10 protein-coding genes and 2 pseudogenes are annotated in these 15920 nt (G+C 72.4%); 7 read left to right on the forward strand and 5 right to left on the reverse strand.

The features are described from left to right. Window positions 1–26: 26 nt before the first annotated feature. Together MW084_RS03885 and MW084_RS03890 are read right to left on the reverse strand one after the other, a co-directional pair. Window positions 27–879, reverse strand: a pseudogene (locus MW084_RS03885) (hypothetical protein); the annotation flags it as partial. 228 nt (window positions 880–1107) lie between these two features. Further along, entirely contained in the window at window positions 1108–2421 is a 1314-nt protein-coding gene (locus MW084_RS03890; protein ID WP_010469874.1) for an Nramp family divalent metal transporter, read from the reverse strand. A gap of 192 nt (window positions 2422–2613) precedes the next feature. Here MW084_RS03890 and MW084_RS03895 point away from each other — a divergent pair, with 192 nt between their 5' ends. After that, on the forward strand, window positions 2614–3954 hold the full coding sequence (locus tag MW084_RS03895; protein ID WP_010469876.1) for a M14 family metallopeptidase: 1341 nt from the start codon (window positions 2614–2616) through the stop codon (window positions 3952–3954). Between the two features lie 218 nt (window positions 3955–4172). On the opposite strand, the gene MW084_RS03900 is transcribed toward MW084_RS03895, so the two are convergent. Continuing rightward, complete coding sequence (locus MW084_RS03900; protein ID WP_010469878.1) at window positions 4173–4574, reverse strand: RidA family protein; 402 nt, start codon at window positions 4572–4574, stop codon at window positions 4173–4175. A gap of 389 nt (window positions 4575–4963) precedes the next feature. Here MW084_RS03900 and MW084_RS03905 point away from each other — a divergent pair, with 389 nt between their 5' ends. Continuing rightward, entirely contained in the window at window positions 4964–6259 is a 1296-nt protein-coding gene (locus MW084_RS03905; RefSeq protein WP_010469880.1) for an alanine racemase, read from the forward strand. A gap of 86 nt (window positions 6260–6345) precedes the next feature. Here MW084_RS03905 and mptB read toward each other — a convergent pair. Next, window positions 6346–7790 (reverse strand): annotated as a pseudogene (mptB, locus tag MW084_RS03910) (polyprenol phosphomannose-dependent alpha 1,6 mannosyltransferase MptB); the annotation flags it as partial. Between the two features lie 205 nt (window positions 7791–7995). Between mptB and MW084_RS03915 the strand changes: the two are divergent. The 5 genes from MW084_RS03915 (at window position 7996) to MW084_RS03935 (ending at window position 13761) form a co-directional block, all read left to right on the forward strand. Then, window positions 7996–9207, forward strand: a complete 1212-nt coding sequence (locus MW084_RS03915) for a pyridoxal phosphate-dependent aminotransferase (RefSeq protein ID WP_010469883.1) — start codon at window positions 7996–7998, stop codon at window positions 9205–9207. Window positions 9208–9742: 535 nt separating this feature from the next. Further along, complete coding sequence (locus tag MW084_RS03920; RefSeq protein WP_029553411.1) at window positions 9743–10972, forward strand: helix-turn-helix domain-containing protein; 1230 nt, start codon at window positions 9743–9745, stop codon at window positions 10970–10972. A 55-nt stretch (window positions 10973–11027) separates the two neighbouring features. Beyond that, the gene (locus MW084_RS03925) at window positions 11028–11468 is read left to right on the forward strand and encodes a hypothetical protein (RefSeq protein WP_010469885.1); all 441 of its coding nucleotides are present in this window, start codon (window positions 11028–11030) and stop codon (window positions 11466–11468) included. A 607-nt stretch (window positions 11469–12075) separates the two neighbouring features. After that, window positions 12076–13197 carry an adenosylhomocysteinase gene (locus MW084_RS03930; RefSeq protein WP_010469886.1) on the forward strand — a complete coding sequence of 374 codons (1122 nt, stop codon included), beginning with the start codon at window positions 12076–12078 and terminating at the stop codon, window positions 13195–13197. A 12-nt stretch (window positions 13198–13209) separates the two neighbouring features. After that, the gene (locus tag MW084_RS03935; RefSeq protein WP_010469887.1) at window positions 13210–13761 is read left to right on the forward strand and encodes an NUDIX hydrolase; all 552 of its coding nucleotides are present in this window, start codon (window positions 13210–13212) and stop codon (window positions 13759–13761) included. Window positions 13762–14043: 282 nt separating this feature from the next. Here MW084_RS03935 and MW084_RS03940 read toward each other — a convergent pair whose 3' ends face one another. Further along, window positions 14044–15867 carry a phosphoenolpyruvate carboxykinase (GTP) gene (locus MW084_RS03940; RefSeq protein ID WP_010469888.1) on the reverse strand — a complete coding sequence of 608 codons (1824 nt, stop codon included), beginning with the start codon at window positions 15865–15867 and terminating at the stop codon, window positions 14044–14046. Window positions 15868–15920: the final 53 nt, after the last annotated feature.

Below are 15920 nucleotides of genomic sequence, written 5' to 3' on the forward strand. Positions count from 1 at the left end.
AAAATCCTCAAGTTGGTCCAGAGTTNTCATGAGCGTCGTGGGCTCGGGCGTGTGGGGCGGGGCGAGCGGGGCGGCGCAGAAGCCGCAGCGGTCGCCGAGGAGTTCGATGCCGCACCAGGCGCAGGTCTCGCGGCGCACGGACGACACGAGCTGGTGCAGTACGGGCAGGTCGGGCAGGTACGCGGCGAACTCGACGAGCTTGGCCGTGCCCCACCAGGCGGCGGAGGCGGCGGGCCGCGGGACCTCGTCGACGCCCTGGACGCGCCAGGCGGGGGCGAGGGTGCCGGTGACCCAGTCGGCGGGGAGCCGGTCGCGGGCGACGACCATGCGGGTGGCGAAGTCGGGTCCGGGGAGCGGGTCGCCGCCCTGGGAGCCGAGGCGGACGAGGCGGGGCTCCGGGTTGGCCAGGACGGCGAACTGGGAGCCGGGCACCCAGGACTTGGCGTGCGCCTTGAGGGTGACGGGGACGCGGTCGAGGCGGGCGACGGAGTTGAGCACGGCGCCGGCGTGGACGTAGTGGGAGAGGAGCCGGGCGGCGGTGGCGAGGACACCGGGGCCGAAGTCGCAGGCGGACAGCTGGCGGAGCTGGCGGGCGAGGACGGCGACGCCGAGCGGCGGCAGGTCCAGCGGCAGCAGGGCGATGCGGTCGCTCTCCAGGAGGGCGCGCACGGTGTGCAGGCGGCGCACGTGGGCGGCGGGGGTGGAGGCCGGGTAGAGGGCGACGACGTGCCCGTGCCGCTCGACGAGGTCCTGGGTGTCGGCGAGGGCGCCGGCCAGCGTCCGGGCGCCGGGCGCGGGGAGCACGACGGCGCCGGGGGTGTGCGGGTCGGTCGGCGGTAGCACCAGGTCGGCACTGGTGACGGCAATCGCGGTCGGCACGCTGGTTCCCCGTTCGGCTCCGGCCACCGGTGTTCCCGGCGTGTCGCGGTCGTCCGCGACACCTTTCGCTCCGTGTGTGCTCCAGACCCGCACTTTATCGGCGGGAACGGGGCTGGAGAACCGCTTTCGGACTCCTCATGACAGATCATACGCTCCGCATACTTCGTCAAACCGGACGAACGGCACCAGTGTTGGGGCGAGGGCCGCCCTGCACCGGGCGCGGCGCCCTCACCACGGCAGGTCGCGCACCTGCTGGACGCACAGCACCAGGAACAGCACCCCGGCCGCGCCCAGCATCGCGTTGCTGAGCCAGCCGTTGCGCCATCCGCGGGGCGTGCGCGAGGAGTTGAGCAGCCACAGCAGGGTGAGGGCGAGGAACGGCATGAAGAAGGCGCCGATCACGCCGTAGACGACCACCAGGAGGAACGGCTGGTCCAGGAAGAGCAGTGCCATCGGCGGGAAGGTCAGCCACAGCAGGTACGCGCGGAACGGCGCCGACCGCTCCACCGGCACCGCCCCCTCCCCCGGTGCCGCGGCGGCGCCGTCCCGGCCCCGGGCGCGGGCGACGAAGTCCGCGAACAGCAGGCTCACGCCCTGCCAGACGCCGATCAGCGAGGTGACGGACGTGGCGAAGAACCCGACGAGGAACAGTTTCGCGGTGGCCGCCCCGTACCGCTCCTCCAGCACCCCGCCGAGGTCGACCAGGCCCCTGTCGCCCTTGGCGAGGGCGATGCCCGAGGAGTGCAGCAGCTCGGCGCCCACGATCAGCATGGCCACGACGAAGATGCCGGTCGTCGCGTACGCGACCCGGTTGTCCAGCCGCATCACCCGCATCCAGCCGGTGTCCCGCCAGCCCTTGGCGTTGACCCAGTAGCCGTACGCGGCGAGGGTGATCGTGCCGCCGACGCCGCCGACCAGGCCCAGGGTGTAGAACAGCGAGCCGTCCGGGAGGGCCGGGACCAGGCCCGCGGCGAGGTCGCCGAGGTCCGGGGCGACCCGGAGGGCCAGGTAGACGGTGACCGCGAACATCACGCCGACGAGGGCCGTCATGACCTTCTCGAAGACGGCGTACCGGTTGAACCAGACGAACAGCAGCCCGCCCGTCCCGCACAGGACCGCCCACCACTCCAGCTCCATGACGCCGGGGAAGAGCGCGGCGAGCGGCAGGGCGGTGGAGGACATGGCGGCGGCGCCGTAGACGAAGCCCCACACGGCGACGTACCCGGTGAAGTAGACGGTCGTCCAGGGGCCCAGGGAGCGCCAGCCGTCCAGGAGGGTGCGGCCGGTGGCGAGGTGCCAGCGGCCGGCGGCCTCGGCGAGGGAGATCTTGATCAGGCAGCCGAGGACGGCCGCCCAGAGGAGGGTGTAGCCGTACCTGCCGCCGGCGACGAGGGTGGCGACCAGGTCGCCGGCGCCGACGCCGGTCGCGGCGACCACGATGCCGGGTCCGACGTGCCGCCAGCTCGGTTTGCGCAGCACGGGGGAGGGGGCCGGGCCCCCGCCGTGCGGCGCTCCGTGAGCGGTGTCCGCGGTGTCCGCCATGAGCCGTTCGCCCTTCCCGTGCGGCCAGTGGTGCGCACGTCACCCAAGCGCCCGCCGGCCGTGCGCGCAAGAGCACCCGACGGGGTGGCGTTTTCCGGCCACGACCGGTGTTTCTTCTTGACGCGGGCATGCCATAACAGCATTCTGCGACGCACGGGGACACCCGCCCCGACCCCCCACCCAGGAGTCAGCATGCGACTACGCATACCCGGTGGACGGTCCGTCACCCTGGCGGCCGCTCTCGCGCTCGCCGTCGTGGCGCCGCTCACCGCCACCGCGAACACCCCCGACGCGGCCTCCCCCACCCCTGCCGCCGCCACCGAGGAGGTCGTCCGCCAGTACGAGGTCCACGGCCCGTCCACCCCCGCCGAGCGGACGGCCGTCGCCGCCACCGGGGTCTCCGTCGACGAGGTGGACGCCCGCTCGGTCGTGGTCAGCGCCAACGCCGAGCAGGTCCGCCGCCTGCGCGCGCTCGGCCACCGCCTGGAGGCGCTGCCCACCCCCGGCACCCGGAACGACCGCGGCACCGTCACGCCGATGGACTTCCCGTCCGCCGACTCCCGCTACCACACCTACGCGGAGATGACGGCGGAGATCAACCAGCGGCTCCAGCAGTACCCGAACATCATGAGCAAGCGGGTGATCGGCAAGTCGTACCAGGGCCGCGACATCGTCGCCATCAAGATCAGCGACAACGTGGCGACGGACGAGGCCGAGCCCGAGGTGCTCCTCACCCACCACCAGCACGCCCGCGAGCACCTCACGGTCGAGCAGGCCCTCTACCTGCTGCGCGAGTTCGGCGCCGGCTACGGCTCCGACTCCCGCATCACCAACGCCGTCAACAGCCGCGAGATCTGGGTCCTGCCCGACCTCAACCCGGACGGCGGCGAGTACGACATCGCCAGCGGCACCTACCGCAGCTGGCGCAAGAACCGGCAGCCCAACCCCGGCTCCTCCTACGTCGGCACCGACATGAACCGCAACTGGGCCTACAAGTGGGGCTGCTGCAACGGTTCCTCCGGTTCCAAGAGCTCCGACACCTACCGCGGACCGGCCCCCGAGTCCACGCCCGAGGTGAAGGTCGTCGCCGACTTCGTCCGCTCCCGCGTCATCGGCGGGAAGCAGCAGATCCGGGCGGCGATCGACTTCCACACCTACAGCGAGCTGGTCCTCTGGCCGTTCGGCTGGACGTACTCCGACACCGCGCCCGGCATGACCCAGGACGACCGGGACGCCTTCGCCGCCGTCGGCCGCAAGATGGCCGCCAGCAACGGCTACACCCCCCAGCAGTCCAGCGACCTGTACGTCACCGACGGGTCGATCGACGACTGGCTCTGGGGCGACCAGCGCATCTTCGGCTACACCTTCGAGATGTACCCGGGCAGCGCCTCCGGCGGCGGCTTCTACCCGCCCGACGAGGTGATCGAGCGTGAGACCGCCCGCAACCGCGAGGCGGTGCTCCACCTGATCGAGAACGCCGACTGCATGTACCGGTCGATCGGCAAGCAGCAGCAGTACTGCCCGGCTTCCTGAGCCACCGGGCGCGGCCGCCCCACCGGGCGCCGCGCCCGCCCCCGGCGGCGGCACGGCTCCCGTGCCGCCGCCGAGGCGTCGGGGGCGGACGGCTCCGGCCGGGTCCTGCCCCGTACGGCGGGGAGGACCCGGCCCCCCTGCCCCGTACGGGCGTCCGCAGGCGGGATCGCCGGACGCGGGGGCGGGGCGGGGGCGGGCCCGCGCCGCCCGGCGCCGCGTCAGCCCAGGACCGCCAGCGCGTCGATCTCCACGAGCAGCCCCGCCGGCAGCCCGACGTACACGGTGGTGCGGGCCGGGGGGACGGCCACGTCCTTGAGGTACTCGTCGTACACGGCGTTCATCTCCGCGAAGTGCGCCACGTCCGTCAGGTACACCCGCAGCATCATCACGTCGTCCCAGCTCGCGCCCGCCTCCTCCAGGACCGCTCCGACGTTCGCGAGGGTCTGCAGGGTCTGCTCGCGCACGGTCGGCCCGGCGAGCTCCGGCCGCTCCCCCGGCCCGGCGGGGAGGAAGCCGACCTGCCCGGCCACCTGGACGATGTTCCCCTTGCGCACGCCGTGGGAGAACCGGGCGGGCGGCGCGGCGTGGGCGGGCGGCGTGACGGCGGTCTTCTCGGTCATCTGGGTGTCCTTCGGTGAGGTGGTTCCGGGACGGTCGTGGTTGACGGCCCGCGCGGTGCGGCGCACCGGCGGGAGGCGGGGAGCGGTCGGGNGGGCGGACGGCGCGCGGCGGCACGGCCGGGACGGGCGGGCGGACGGCCGCGGCGGNGGNGCGCACGGGTGGGCAGGAGGGGCCCGGCGGCGGGAAGGAACCGGATGGCGGGAAGGAACCGGACGGCACTCCGCCGGAGGTCCGGCTCATCGCGTGGCGCCCCTCCTCGTCACGTCCGGCCCCGGGTCCGGGCGGCCGGTTCGGCCGGGGGCCGTTGACCCGGTGTCCGCCCGGGTGTTAGACACCGCCGGGCAGAGTACACAACGATCTTCGCACCGGGTGCGAGGGAGGGGGCCCGATGGCCGCCGGACGACCTCCGGAGCCCGCCGCGCTCGTCGCGCGGCTCGCGGACGAGCGGGTCGACCACCGCTTCAAGGGCCTCCCGCCGGACGCCGACGGCCTGACGGTCGGCGAGCTGGCCGCCGAGCGGCGCGACGTCTTCACCGGCGGCTTCACGACGCCGCTCCTGACGCTCTCCGCCGAGGCCCTGGAGCACAACCTGGCGCTGCTGGGGGCGTACTCCGAGCGTCACGGCCTGGCGTTCGCCCCGCACGGCAAGACGACGATGGCGCCGGGGCTGTTCGCCCGCCAGCTGGCGCACGGCGCCTGGGGCATCACCGTGGCGGTCCCGCACCAGGTGCGGGTGTGCCGGGCGTTCGGGGTGCGGCGGGTGTTCCTGGCGAACGAGCTGGTCGACGCCGCCGCCCTGCGCTGGGTGGCCGGGCAGCTCGCGGACGACCCGGGGTTCCGCTTCGTCTGCTACGTCGACTCGGTGCGCGGCGTCGAGCTGATGGACGGGGCGCTGGCCGGTTCCGCGCGGCCCGTGGACGTGGTGGTCGAGCTGGCGGCGGGCGAGGGCGCCCGGACCGGGACGCGGACCGGCGCGGAGGCCGTGGAGGTCGCCCGCGCGGCGGCGCGGGCGGCGTCCCTGCGGCTGGTCGGCGTCGCCGGGTACGAGGCGCAGGTGCCGGACGCGTCCCCGGAGACCGTGCGGGCGTGGCTGCGGCGGCTCGTCGGGCTGGCGGCGGAGCTGGACGGGGCGGGGCTGTTCGCGGACGCGCGGGAGATCGTCCTCAGCGCGGGCGGCAGCGAGTGGTTCGACGCGGTCGCGGACGTGTTCGCCGAGGTGCCGGAGCTGTCGGCGCCCGTGCTGAAGCTCCTGCGCTCCGGCGCGTACGTCTCCCACGACCACGGGCACTACGAGCGGCTGACGCCGTTCAACCGCGTCCCGCAGGAGGGCGCGCTGGAGCCGGCGTTCCGGTTGTGGGCGCAGGTCGTGTCCCGGCCGACGCGGGGCGAGGCGTTCCTCAACGCGGGCAAGCGGGACGTCTCGTACGACCTGGGGCTGCCCGTGCCGCACCTGGTGCGGTCCGCCCGGGACGGCGTGGTCCGCCCGGCGGAGGGGCTGGCGGTGACGGCGCTGTCGGACCAGCACGCGTGGCTGCGGACGGACCCGGAGGGCACGGGGCCGGAGGTCGGGGACTGGGTGGCGCTGGGGCTGGCGCACCCGTGCACCGTGTTCGAGAAGTGGCCGCTGATCCCGCTGGTGGAGGCGGACGGGACGGCTGTCGACTACGTCCGCACGTTCTTCTGACGGCCCGGGGCGCCGGGCCCGCGCCCCCGGAAGCGGCAGGGGCGCCCGTCCGGGCCGTCAGGCGCGGGAGGGCTCGCGGTCCTCGNGCGCGGCGCGGCGACGGCAGCCACACGCCGGCGGCGAAGTCGGAGCGGCGCAGCAGCAGCTGGGCGCCGACCGCGCACACGACGGCGGCCAGGGCGAAGCCGTACGCGGGGGTGCGCCCGTCGGGCGCGGTCACGTACACCAGGCCCGCCGACAGGACGGTGACGGCGCGGCCGGCGCGGCCGCTCCAGGCGGTCGCGGCAAGCGGCGGCACCGCCCACAGCAGGTACCAGGGCTGGACCATCGGGGAGAGCGCGACCAGCGCGAGGAGGGCCAGGCCCAGGGCGTGCAGCGGGTCCAGCCGGCCGCGCGCCACCCACGACGCGAGGTAGGCGACGACGGCGAGGGCCAGGGTCAGGCCCATGGCCTGCACGGCGCGCTTGACGGTGTCCGGCTCGGCACCGGACAGGTGGTACATGGACTCGCCGAGCGCGACGCCGAGGTCGCTGGTGAGGGAGAGCGCGGTGTGGATCGTCCCGGCGACGCTCTGGGTGCGCAGCCAGCCGAAGCCGGTGCCGGCGCACAGCGTCGCGCCGACCACGACGCCCGCGGCCACGGCGCCGGGCCCGAACAGGCCCTTCGCGACGCGCCGCACCAGCGGGCCGGACGCCTCCCGGCCGACGACGACCCCGATGAACACCAGCGCGAGCGCGGCCGGCGACTTCACCATCACGGCGAGGGCGACGAGGGCGCTGCCCGCGATCCAGCGGCCGCGGCGCACGGCGAGCCCGGTGCCCGCCAGGAGCAGCCCGGCCGTCAGCCCGTCGTTGTGGAGTCCGCCGATGACGTGGACGAGCAGCAGCGGGTTGAGCGCGCCGAGCCAGAGCGCGCCCGCGGCGGCCCGGCGCGGGGCGAACCGGAGCAGCGCCCAGAACAGCAGGGCGAGCGCGGCGACGGCGAGGACCCGCATCCCGAGCACGGCCGGCACGACGTGCCCGGCCGCCGTGACGGCGACGGCCTTCGCCAGGAGCAGGAAGGCCGGGCCGTACGGGGCGGGGGTGTCCGTCCAGTGCCCGCCGACGCTCGCGGCGGCGGCCCCGCCGATCCCGTCGGGCGCCAGGACGGACGGCCCGTGGCGGTACGCGTCGTGGCCCTCGGCGACCATGGCGCCCTGCGCGACGTAGCTGTAGACGTCGGCGCTGTACAGCGGCGGGGCGAGGAGGAGCGGCGCGGTCCACCAGGCGAGCGTGACGGCGGTCGCCCGGACCCGCACGGCGGCGCCGTCGGCGACCAGCCGGCCGTACCGCCACCAGGCGACGACCAGGAGGGTGAGCCCGGCGAGGGCCAGGAGCACACCGGGCCGCGCGGTGTCCTGGGCGCGCGGGAGCCACAGGCCCCACGAGTCCCGGGCCGGCAGGGTGCCGGCGGCCCAGCCGCCCAGGGCCACTCCGGCCGACCCGACCGCGCCCAGGCGCCTGCATCCGGCGACGCTCCTCAAGGACCACATGGGGAGCCAACCTACCCGCCGCACCCCGCCGGCCCACCTCCGCGGGCGCAATCCCCGCGCACGCGTCCGGCCCTCCGGCCGCGGCGGCCGGCGCCGCCACCCCGCCGGCCCCGGCCCGCGGGAAGGGGGCGGAACCGGAGGGGGCCGTTCCCCACGTGGCGCAAAACACGGGGCGTGCCGGGCCGCACGACCGTAAGCTCGCGATATGCAGGTCATCCAGTCAGCGAAGCTCGCCAACGTCTGCTACGAAATCCGCGGCCCGGTGCTCGACGAGGCGATGCGGCTGGAGGCGGCAGGCCACCGCATCCTCAAGCTGAACACCGGCAACCCGGCCGCCTTCGGCTTCGAGTGCCCGCCCGCGATCCTCGAGGACGTGCTCCGCAACCTCGCCACCTCGCACGGCTACGGCGACGCCAAGGGCCTGCTCGCGGCGCGGCGCGCGGTGATGAGCCACTACGAGACGAAGGGCGTCCCGCTCTCCGTCGAGGACGTCTACCTGGGCAACGGCGTCTCGGAGCTCATCCAGATGGCGATGCAGGCCCTGCTGGACAACGGCGACGAGGTCCTCGTCCCGGCGCCGGACTACCCGCTGTGGACGGCGTCCGTCGCCCTGTCCGGCGGCACGCCGGTGCACTACCGGTGCGACGAGCAGTCCGACTGGATGCCCGACCTGGCCGACGTCGAGCGCAAGATCACCGACCGCACCAAGGCGCTCGTCATCATCAACCCGAACAACCCGACCGGCGCCGTCTACGACGACGAGATGCTGCGCGGCCTCACCGAGATCGCCCGCCGGCACAACCTCGTGGTCTGCTCGGACGAGATCTACGACAAGATCCTCTACGACGGCGCCACCCACACCCCGACCGCGGCCATCGCCCCGGACCTGCTGTGCCTGACGTTCAACGGCATGTCGAAGAACTACCGCGTGGCCGGCTACCGCAGCGGCTGGATGGCCGTCTGCGGCCCCAAGGCGCACGCCTCCTCGTACATCGAGGGTCTGACGATCCTCGCCAACATGCGCCTGTGCGCGAACATGCCCGCCCAGCACGCCATCGCGGCCGCCCTGCAGGGGCTCCAGTCGATCGAGGCGCTGGTCGCACCGGGCGGCCGGCTGCTGGAGCAGCGGGACGCGGCGTACGAGCGGCTGATCGACATCCCGGGTGTCAGCTGTGTGAAGCCGAAGGGCGCGCTGTACCTCTTCCCGCGCCTCGACCCGGCCGTCTACAAGATCAAGGACGACCGGCAGATGGTCCTCGACCTGCTGCGCGCCGAGAAGATCATGGTGGTGCACGGGACCGGCTTCAACTGGCACGAGCCGGACCACTTCCGCATCGTCACCCTGCCCAACACCACGGACCTGGTCGACGCGGTGACCAGGATCGGCACCTTCCTGGACGGCTACGGCCAGCATTGACCCGCCGCTCCACCTCGGCCCAATTTTAGAATGAGTCCAATGTAGGATGGCCTCCTGTCCGCAGGCAGGAGGCTTTCCCCATGTACGAACCGATCAGCACCAGGCCGGCCCGCCGAACGGCCGACGGCGCCCGGGCGGGTTTTCAAGGCCGTTCCCCATGTTGCTTGGGCACCCCACCCGCGCTCCTGCCCACCTGGGACGGAGCGGGCACAGCGCACCGGGAGCGGAGCTGATCGTGGAGGCGTGGTCCACAGAGGGCCCATTGGCCCGGTGCGCCCGTCCATCCCAGCTCTGAGTCCGAGCCCGCCCCGACATCACCACCGTGCACGTGCCACTCCTGGGGGCGTGGCACCGTCGTAACCGAGCGGGCAGCCGTGCGTCTGGCCGGGGCGAGCCAAGCGCACTTCCTGACCTGTAGCACTCCACACGCGGCACGCGGCCTCGGTACCGTCAAGGGGAGAAGCCCCGACGGATGGAGCACGATGCCTCGCCGCCTGCCGGACTGCCGGCGCCTCACCTACAGGGGGGCGCGCTGATGTTGGAGGAAGCCGAAGAGATCGGCAACCGCGTACGCCGCGCCCGGCTCCGGCTGGGCAAGACACAGGCCGACCTCGCTGCCGCCCTGGGCAAGACGCAGGGCTGGGTGTCCAAGATGGAACGCGGACTCATCGAACTGGATCGCGTCGGTCTGCTCAACCTGATCGCCTCCGAGCTGCACGTACACCCGAACGACTTGATCGGGCGGCCGTACAACAGCTCCCCGGCCGAGAATCAGTGGCAGATCTCTGCCGCAGCCATCATGCGCGAACTGCGTCGCTACGACCTTGCTCCCGTCTTCGACGGGACGCCTCGCCCAGCTCGTCAGCTGTGGCAGGAAACCACTCGGCTGCACCGCCTCCGCGATGCTGCGGCCAACACGTCCATCATGGAGGTACTTCCCGACCTGTTCCGCGAGACGCGCGCCCTGGCCGAAGTCGCCACGGGCCACGAACGCGAAGAGGCGTACGCGGTCTACGCCGTGTGCTGCAAGTTCGCTCACACGTCCGCGCACGCCCTGGGGCACCCTGAGCTGGTCGCCATGGCGTGTGAACGAGCCGCTTGGTCCGCGCGGCTGTCGGGCGACCCGGTCATGCCTGCCGTCGCCGACTGGATGCGCGTCTGGGACATGTGGGCCACGGCGGACTGGGACGACGCCATTGACCTGTCTGACCGAGCGCTCCGCAGTGTGCAGCAGGAATACGACCGCGGTGAGCCGCTGGCCGTACGGGCGTGGGGGTCCTTGCAACTACGTGCGGCTGTCTCGGCTGCACGGGGTGGCCGCAAGGCCGAAGCAAAGGACCGGATCAAGCACGCGCGGGCCGCCGCCAAGCGGATGGTGGAGCCCGCCGGCCCTCCGGTCCACGACCGCCACAGCCTCACCTTCTCGCCGGGCAACGTGCAGATCCACGCAATCAGCGTCGCCCTGGAGATGCATGAGCAAGGCGAGGCGCTGTCGATAAACCGGCGAACGAGTAAGGAAGTGATCGAGTCGCTTCCCAACTCCCGTCAGGGACACCACCACATGGACCTGGCCCGCGCCTGGCTGTGGGACGGGAACCGCGACAAGGCGCTGAGGGAGCTGGAGAAGGCGGAGCGCATCGCGCCCCAGCTCGTACGCCACCACCCCATCGCCCGGTCAACCTTGCGCAGCATCGTGTACGCCGAGCGAGCGAGCACCCGCGAGAAGCTTCGTCGCATGTCAGACCGCTTCCACCTCGACGGCTGAGGGTCGTATTCCTGCAATTCATATGGGGCCCCGGAGATATTCCTAGCTTCGGGGTATGGCCGATCGAACCTCGCAACAACCTCCCGCGCGGGGTGCCGAGTTAAGCGCTGGCGCCCCGTTTCATCCCCGCCTCGGCGACCTCGCCCTTGACCTCGCCAAGGCGGGACGGATCGGGGTGGTCGTCACCCTCCCCAGCGACACCTCGGCGTCGTACCAACTTCGCCCGCCCGGCGGCGGTGAGGACTGGCGCGCCCGGTCCGACGGAGCCACCCTGCGCCCCGTGCCGGTCCCGGTCACGCACGTGACGCCCATCCGGCGAGATGCCGTCTATGACCACCGCGCTCAGCAAGCGGCTCTGCCCGTCACCGTCCACTACGAGGATGGCGGTGTCTGCGAGACCGTACTCGTCCTCACCCGGGCGCAAGTCGAGCTGTACTCCATCCAGTTCGCGCAGATCATCGAGTCACGCGAGACGGCACGGGAGCCCGCGCGGTGAGCCCGGCCGCGCTGACGCTCCCGCCGCCGGTTTCTTTGTGCGGCGCCCCGCGGCCTCCCCTCGCCTTCCGCTGCGAAGCCACCGCCCATGACCTCAGCGGCTCTCGCGAGATCCTTCTCGCCACCTACCGCGGCCGTTCCGCCCGCCTCGCCGCACGCTGGCTGCGCGCTGAGGCTTGCCACCTCGCTCAACTGTTGTCTCCGGACCCTGGTGCCCCATCTCTGCGGAACGGTCCTCTCGTTTCCGCCGGTCCGAACATCGCGCGACCTGACGCTGAGCTGCGCGCGTGGGCTGGAAGCGAGCATGCGTACGAACACGCCCTTCGGGCCCTCGCCGCCGGTCGAGCCTCCGTGTTCACCGTGACGGACTACGACGCTCGGTACTCCCTCCGGGTGTACCCGTTGCCCACTCGGCGGCTGGCGCCCCCGCAAGCTCCCGTCCCCGCCCGGTGCCCGCCCCACTCCCCGGCGGGGACGGGCCGCCACCGCAGACCTCGCGGGCGGCGCGCCACCCGATGACCCCCGTCCCCGCGTCTCCCATCTCCCCGGCGCGGGGGCGGGTCCAGCCCCTGTCCCGAGCCTTACCGCCCAACCAAGGGAAGTGAACAATGGAGCAGTTCGAGCGTGCACGTCTCGACTCGTACTTCGCGCGTATCGCGGAGACCTTCGCCCCGGAGGAAAAGCCGTCCGCCTTTCTGATCACGCACCTGCTGCCCGAGCGACCCGCGTTCGTGCGGGCCGTGGGCATCGGCACGAACCTGCGGGCCGTGCTGCCCAAGCCGAAGTCCATCGATCTCACCGCCCGCCGCGAGATCGAGAAGACGACGCAGTGCGACGCCCTCTCGCGGGAGCTGTTCGAGGACCCCGCCGGCGCGGTCGACTACGTCGAGTCGCGGGCCGGGGGTGAACCCGTCGTACTGCTCGACGTCGGCGGGTACTTCGCGCCCACCCTCGACGCCCTGTGCGAGCGGTTCTCGGGCCGCATCCTGGGCGTCGTCGAGGACACCGAGAACGGGCACAAGCGGTACGCGAACGCCGAGAAGCTGCCCTGTCCGGTCGTCTCGGTCGCCCGATCCCCGCTGAAGGACCCCGAAGACTTCCTCGTCGGTCAGTCGGTCGTCTTCTCGACCGAGGCCCTGATGCGCAGCCGGGGAGACATCCTGCACGGCCGCACGGCCCTCGTGATCGGGTTCGGCAAGCTCGGTTCCAGCATCGCCCGACTGCTGCACGCCAAGGGCGTGCAGGTCACCGTGTACGACCTCGACCCCGTCCGCCGCACACAGGCGCTCTCGCAGGGTTTCACCGTCGCCAGGGACCGCGACGCCGCCTTGCACGGTGCCGGGCTGGTCCTGTGCGCTACCGGCGCGGTCTCGCTGAGGGGCGAAGACTTCTCGGCGCTGCGGAACGGTGCCTACGTCGCCACGGTCACCAGCAGCGAGGACGAACTCGACCTGGCGGGCCTCCCCCACGTGTACCAGCGCACTCCGAACGGGGAGCACATCACCCGCTACCAGACCACCGGGCACTACTTCTACCTGCTCAACGGCGGCAACGCCGTCAACTTCCTGCACGGCGCCAGCGTGGGCCCGTTCATCTACCTCGTTCAGGCGGAGATCCTCGCGGGCGTCCGGAAACTGGCACGTGGCGACCTCGGGCCCGGTATGCACGAGGTCGACGCCGCCGAACGCGCGGCGATCGCCGGAACGTGGCTGAACTACTTCAACCGCTAGGAGAAGCACCCCATGCCGATCACCGCACAGCACGTGCGCGACACCGTCGCCGCCTACCTCGCTGACCACCCGGAGGAGAAGGACGCCCTTTCGGCCGTGGGTGAGGTCGTGGAACAGGCCGGCGACTCGGTCGCCTCCCGCAAGGAATTCCGCGGACACGTCACCGCTGGCGCCGCCCTCGTCCGCCCCGACGGCCGCGTCCTCACCATCGAGCACCGGGCCCTGCGCAAGTGGTTGCTCCCCGGCGGGCACGTCGAGGACAGCGACACGACGCTTCGGGAAGCTGCTCTGCGGGAGCTGGCCGAGGAAACCGGCATCAGCCGTAACCAGGTCGAACCGGCCAGCGACACACCCCTTCACATCGACGTTCACTCGATCCCGGCGAACGACCGCAAGGGCGAGCCGGAGCACCTGCACTTCGACTTCCGGTTCCTGTTCCGGACCACCGCCGACGCCGTCGAACTGCAAAGGGAAGAGGTCACGGACTACTCCTGGCAGCTCGCCGACATGCTGACCGCCGAGCCTCTGCGCTCCCGCGTGATGGCAGCCGCAAACTGCCCGTAGCGGCCCCCGGCAAGCCAACCGTACAGTCCCTCGATACCCCGACAGAGCGGTAAGGCGCCCGCTGCTCGCTACCCGTGCCGCAAGCAGCGGGCGCCCACGACAAGAGACCGGACCACCCTTCAACCTGGACAGCAATCCGGGGTGGCCCGGTCCGCCCCGGAAAAGGCGCGTCCCCCGGGACGACGGGGGTGTCGTCCCGGGGGTCGTCGGCCGCGGCCGGCCGAGATGACTCCACAGGTCAGGGCGTTGTCGTACGACCCGGCCGCGGGTCTGCGGGGCTGGTCAGCCCAGGCGGGAGACGAGCGCGTGGTACTCGTCCCACAGCTCCTTCGGCGTGTGGTCGCCGAAGGTGTTGAGGTGCTCGGGGATGAGCGCCGCCTCCTCGCGCCACACGTCCGCGTCGACCTTCAGCAGGAAGTCGAGGTCCTCCTCGGGCAGGTCGAGGCCCTCGGTGTCCAGCGCGTCGCGCGTCGGCAGGATGCCGATCGGGGTCTCGACGCCCTCGGCCCTGCCCTCCAGGCGCTCGACGATCCACTTCAGGACGCGGCTGTTCTCGCCGAAGCCGGGCCAGACGAACTTGCCCGCGTCGTTCTTGCGGAACCAGTTCACGTAGTAGATCTTCGGCAGCTTGGACTGGTCCGCGTCCTTGCCGACCTTGATCCAGTGGGCCATGTAGTCGCCCATGTTGTAACCGCAGAACGGCAGCATCGCGAACGGGTCGCGGCGCAGCTCGCCGACCTTGCCCTCGGCGGCGGCGGTCTTCTCGGAGGCGACGTTCGCGCCGAGGAAGACACCGTGCTGCCAGTCGAAGGACTCCGTGACCAGCGGGACGGCCGAGGCGCGGCGGCCGCCGAAGAGGATCGCGGAGATCGGCACGCCCTTGGGGTCCTCCCACTCGGGCGCGATGATCGGGCACTGCGAGGCGGGCACGGTGAACCGGGCGTTCGGGTGGGCGGCCGGGGTGCCGGACTCCGGGGTCCAGTCGTTGCCCTTCCAGTCGGTCAGGTGCGCGGGCGTGTCCTCGGTCATGCCCTCCCACCACACGTCGCCGTCGTCGGTGAGCGCGACGTTGGTGAAGACGGCGTTGCCCCACAGGGTCTTCATGGCGTTGGCGTTGGTGTGCTCGCCGGTGCCGGGCGCGACACCGAAGAAGCCGGCCTCGGGGTTGATCGCGTAGAGGCGGCCGTCCTCGCCGAACCGCATCCAGGCGATGTCGTCGCCGATCGTCTCGACGGTCCAGCCGGGGACCGTGGGCTCCAGCATCGCGAGGTTCGTCTTGCCGCAGGCGGACGGGAAGGCGGCGGCGACGTACTTGGCCTCGCCCTGCGGCGGGGTCAGCTTGAGGATGAGCATGTGCTCGGCGAGCCAGCCCTCGTCGCGGGCCATGACGGACGCGATGCGCAGCGCGTAGCACTTCTTGCCGAGCAGGGCGTTGCCGCCGTAGCCGGAGCCGTAGGACCAGATCTCGCGGGACTCGGGGAAGTGCGAGATGTACTTGGTGGAGTTGCACGGCCACGGCACGTCGGCCTGGCCGGGCTCCAGCGGGGCGCCGAGGGTGTGGACGGCCTTGACGAAGAAGCCGTCGTCGCCGAGCTCGTCCAGGACCGCCTGGCCCATGCGGGTCATCGTGCGCATGGAGACGGCGACGTACGCGGAGTCGGTGATCTCGACGCCGATCGCGGAGAGCGGCGAGCCGACGGGGCCCATGCAGAAGGGCACGACGTACATCGTGCGGCCGCGCATCGAGCCGCGGAAGACGCCCTGCTCGCCCGTGAAGATCTCCCGCATCTCGGCGGGGGCCTTCCAGTGGTTGGTCGGGCCCGCGTCCTCCTCCTTCTCGGAGCAGATGAAGGTGCGGTCCTCGACGCGTGCGACGTCGGTGGGGTCGGACGCGGCGTAGTAGGAGTTGGGGCGCTTGACCGGGTCCAGCTTCCTGAAGGTGCCCTTGGCCACGAGCTCCTCGCAGAGGCGCTCGTACTCGGCCTCCGAGCCGTCGCACCAGACCACCTGGTCCGGCTGCGTGATCGACGCGATCTCGTCGACCCAGGCGGTGAGGGCCTGGTGCTGGGTGGGGGCGGTGCTGGGAGCCGCGTTCTCGCGCGCCACGGTTGCTCCTTGTCGAGGGGTCCTTGTTTGTTGCCCCGTGGGGGCTGCGACCC

Origin of the sequence: Streptomyces sudanensis, assembly GCF_023614315.1 — a bacterium.
GTDB lineage: Bacteria > Actinomycetota > Actinomycetes > Streptomycetales > Streptomycetaceae > Streptomyces > Streptomyces sudanensis.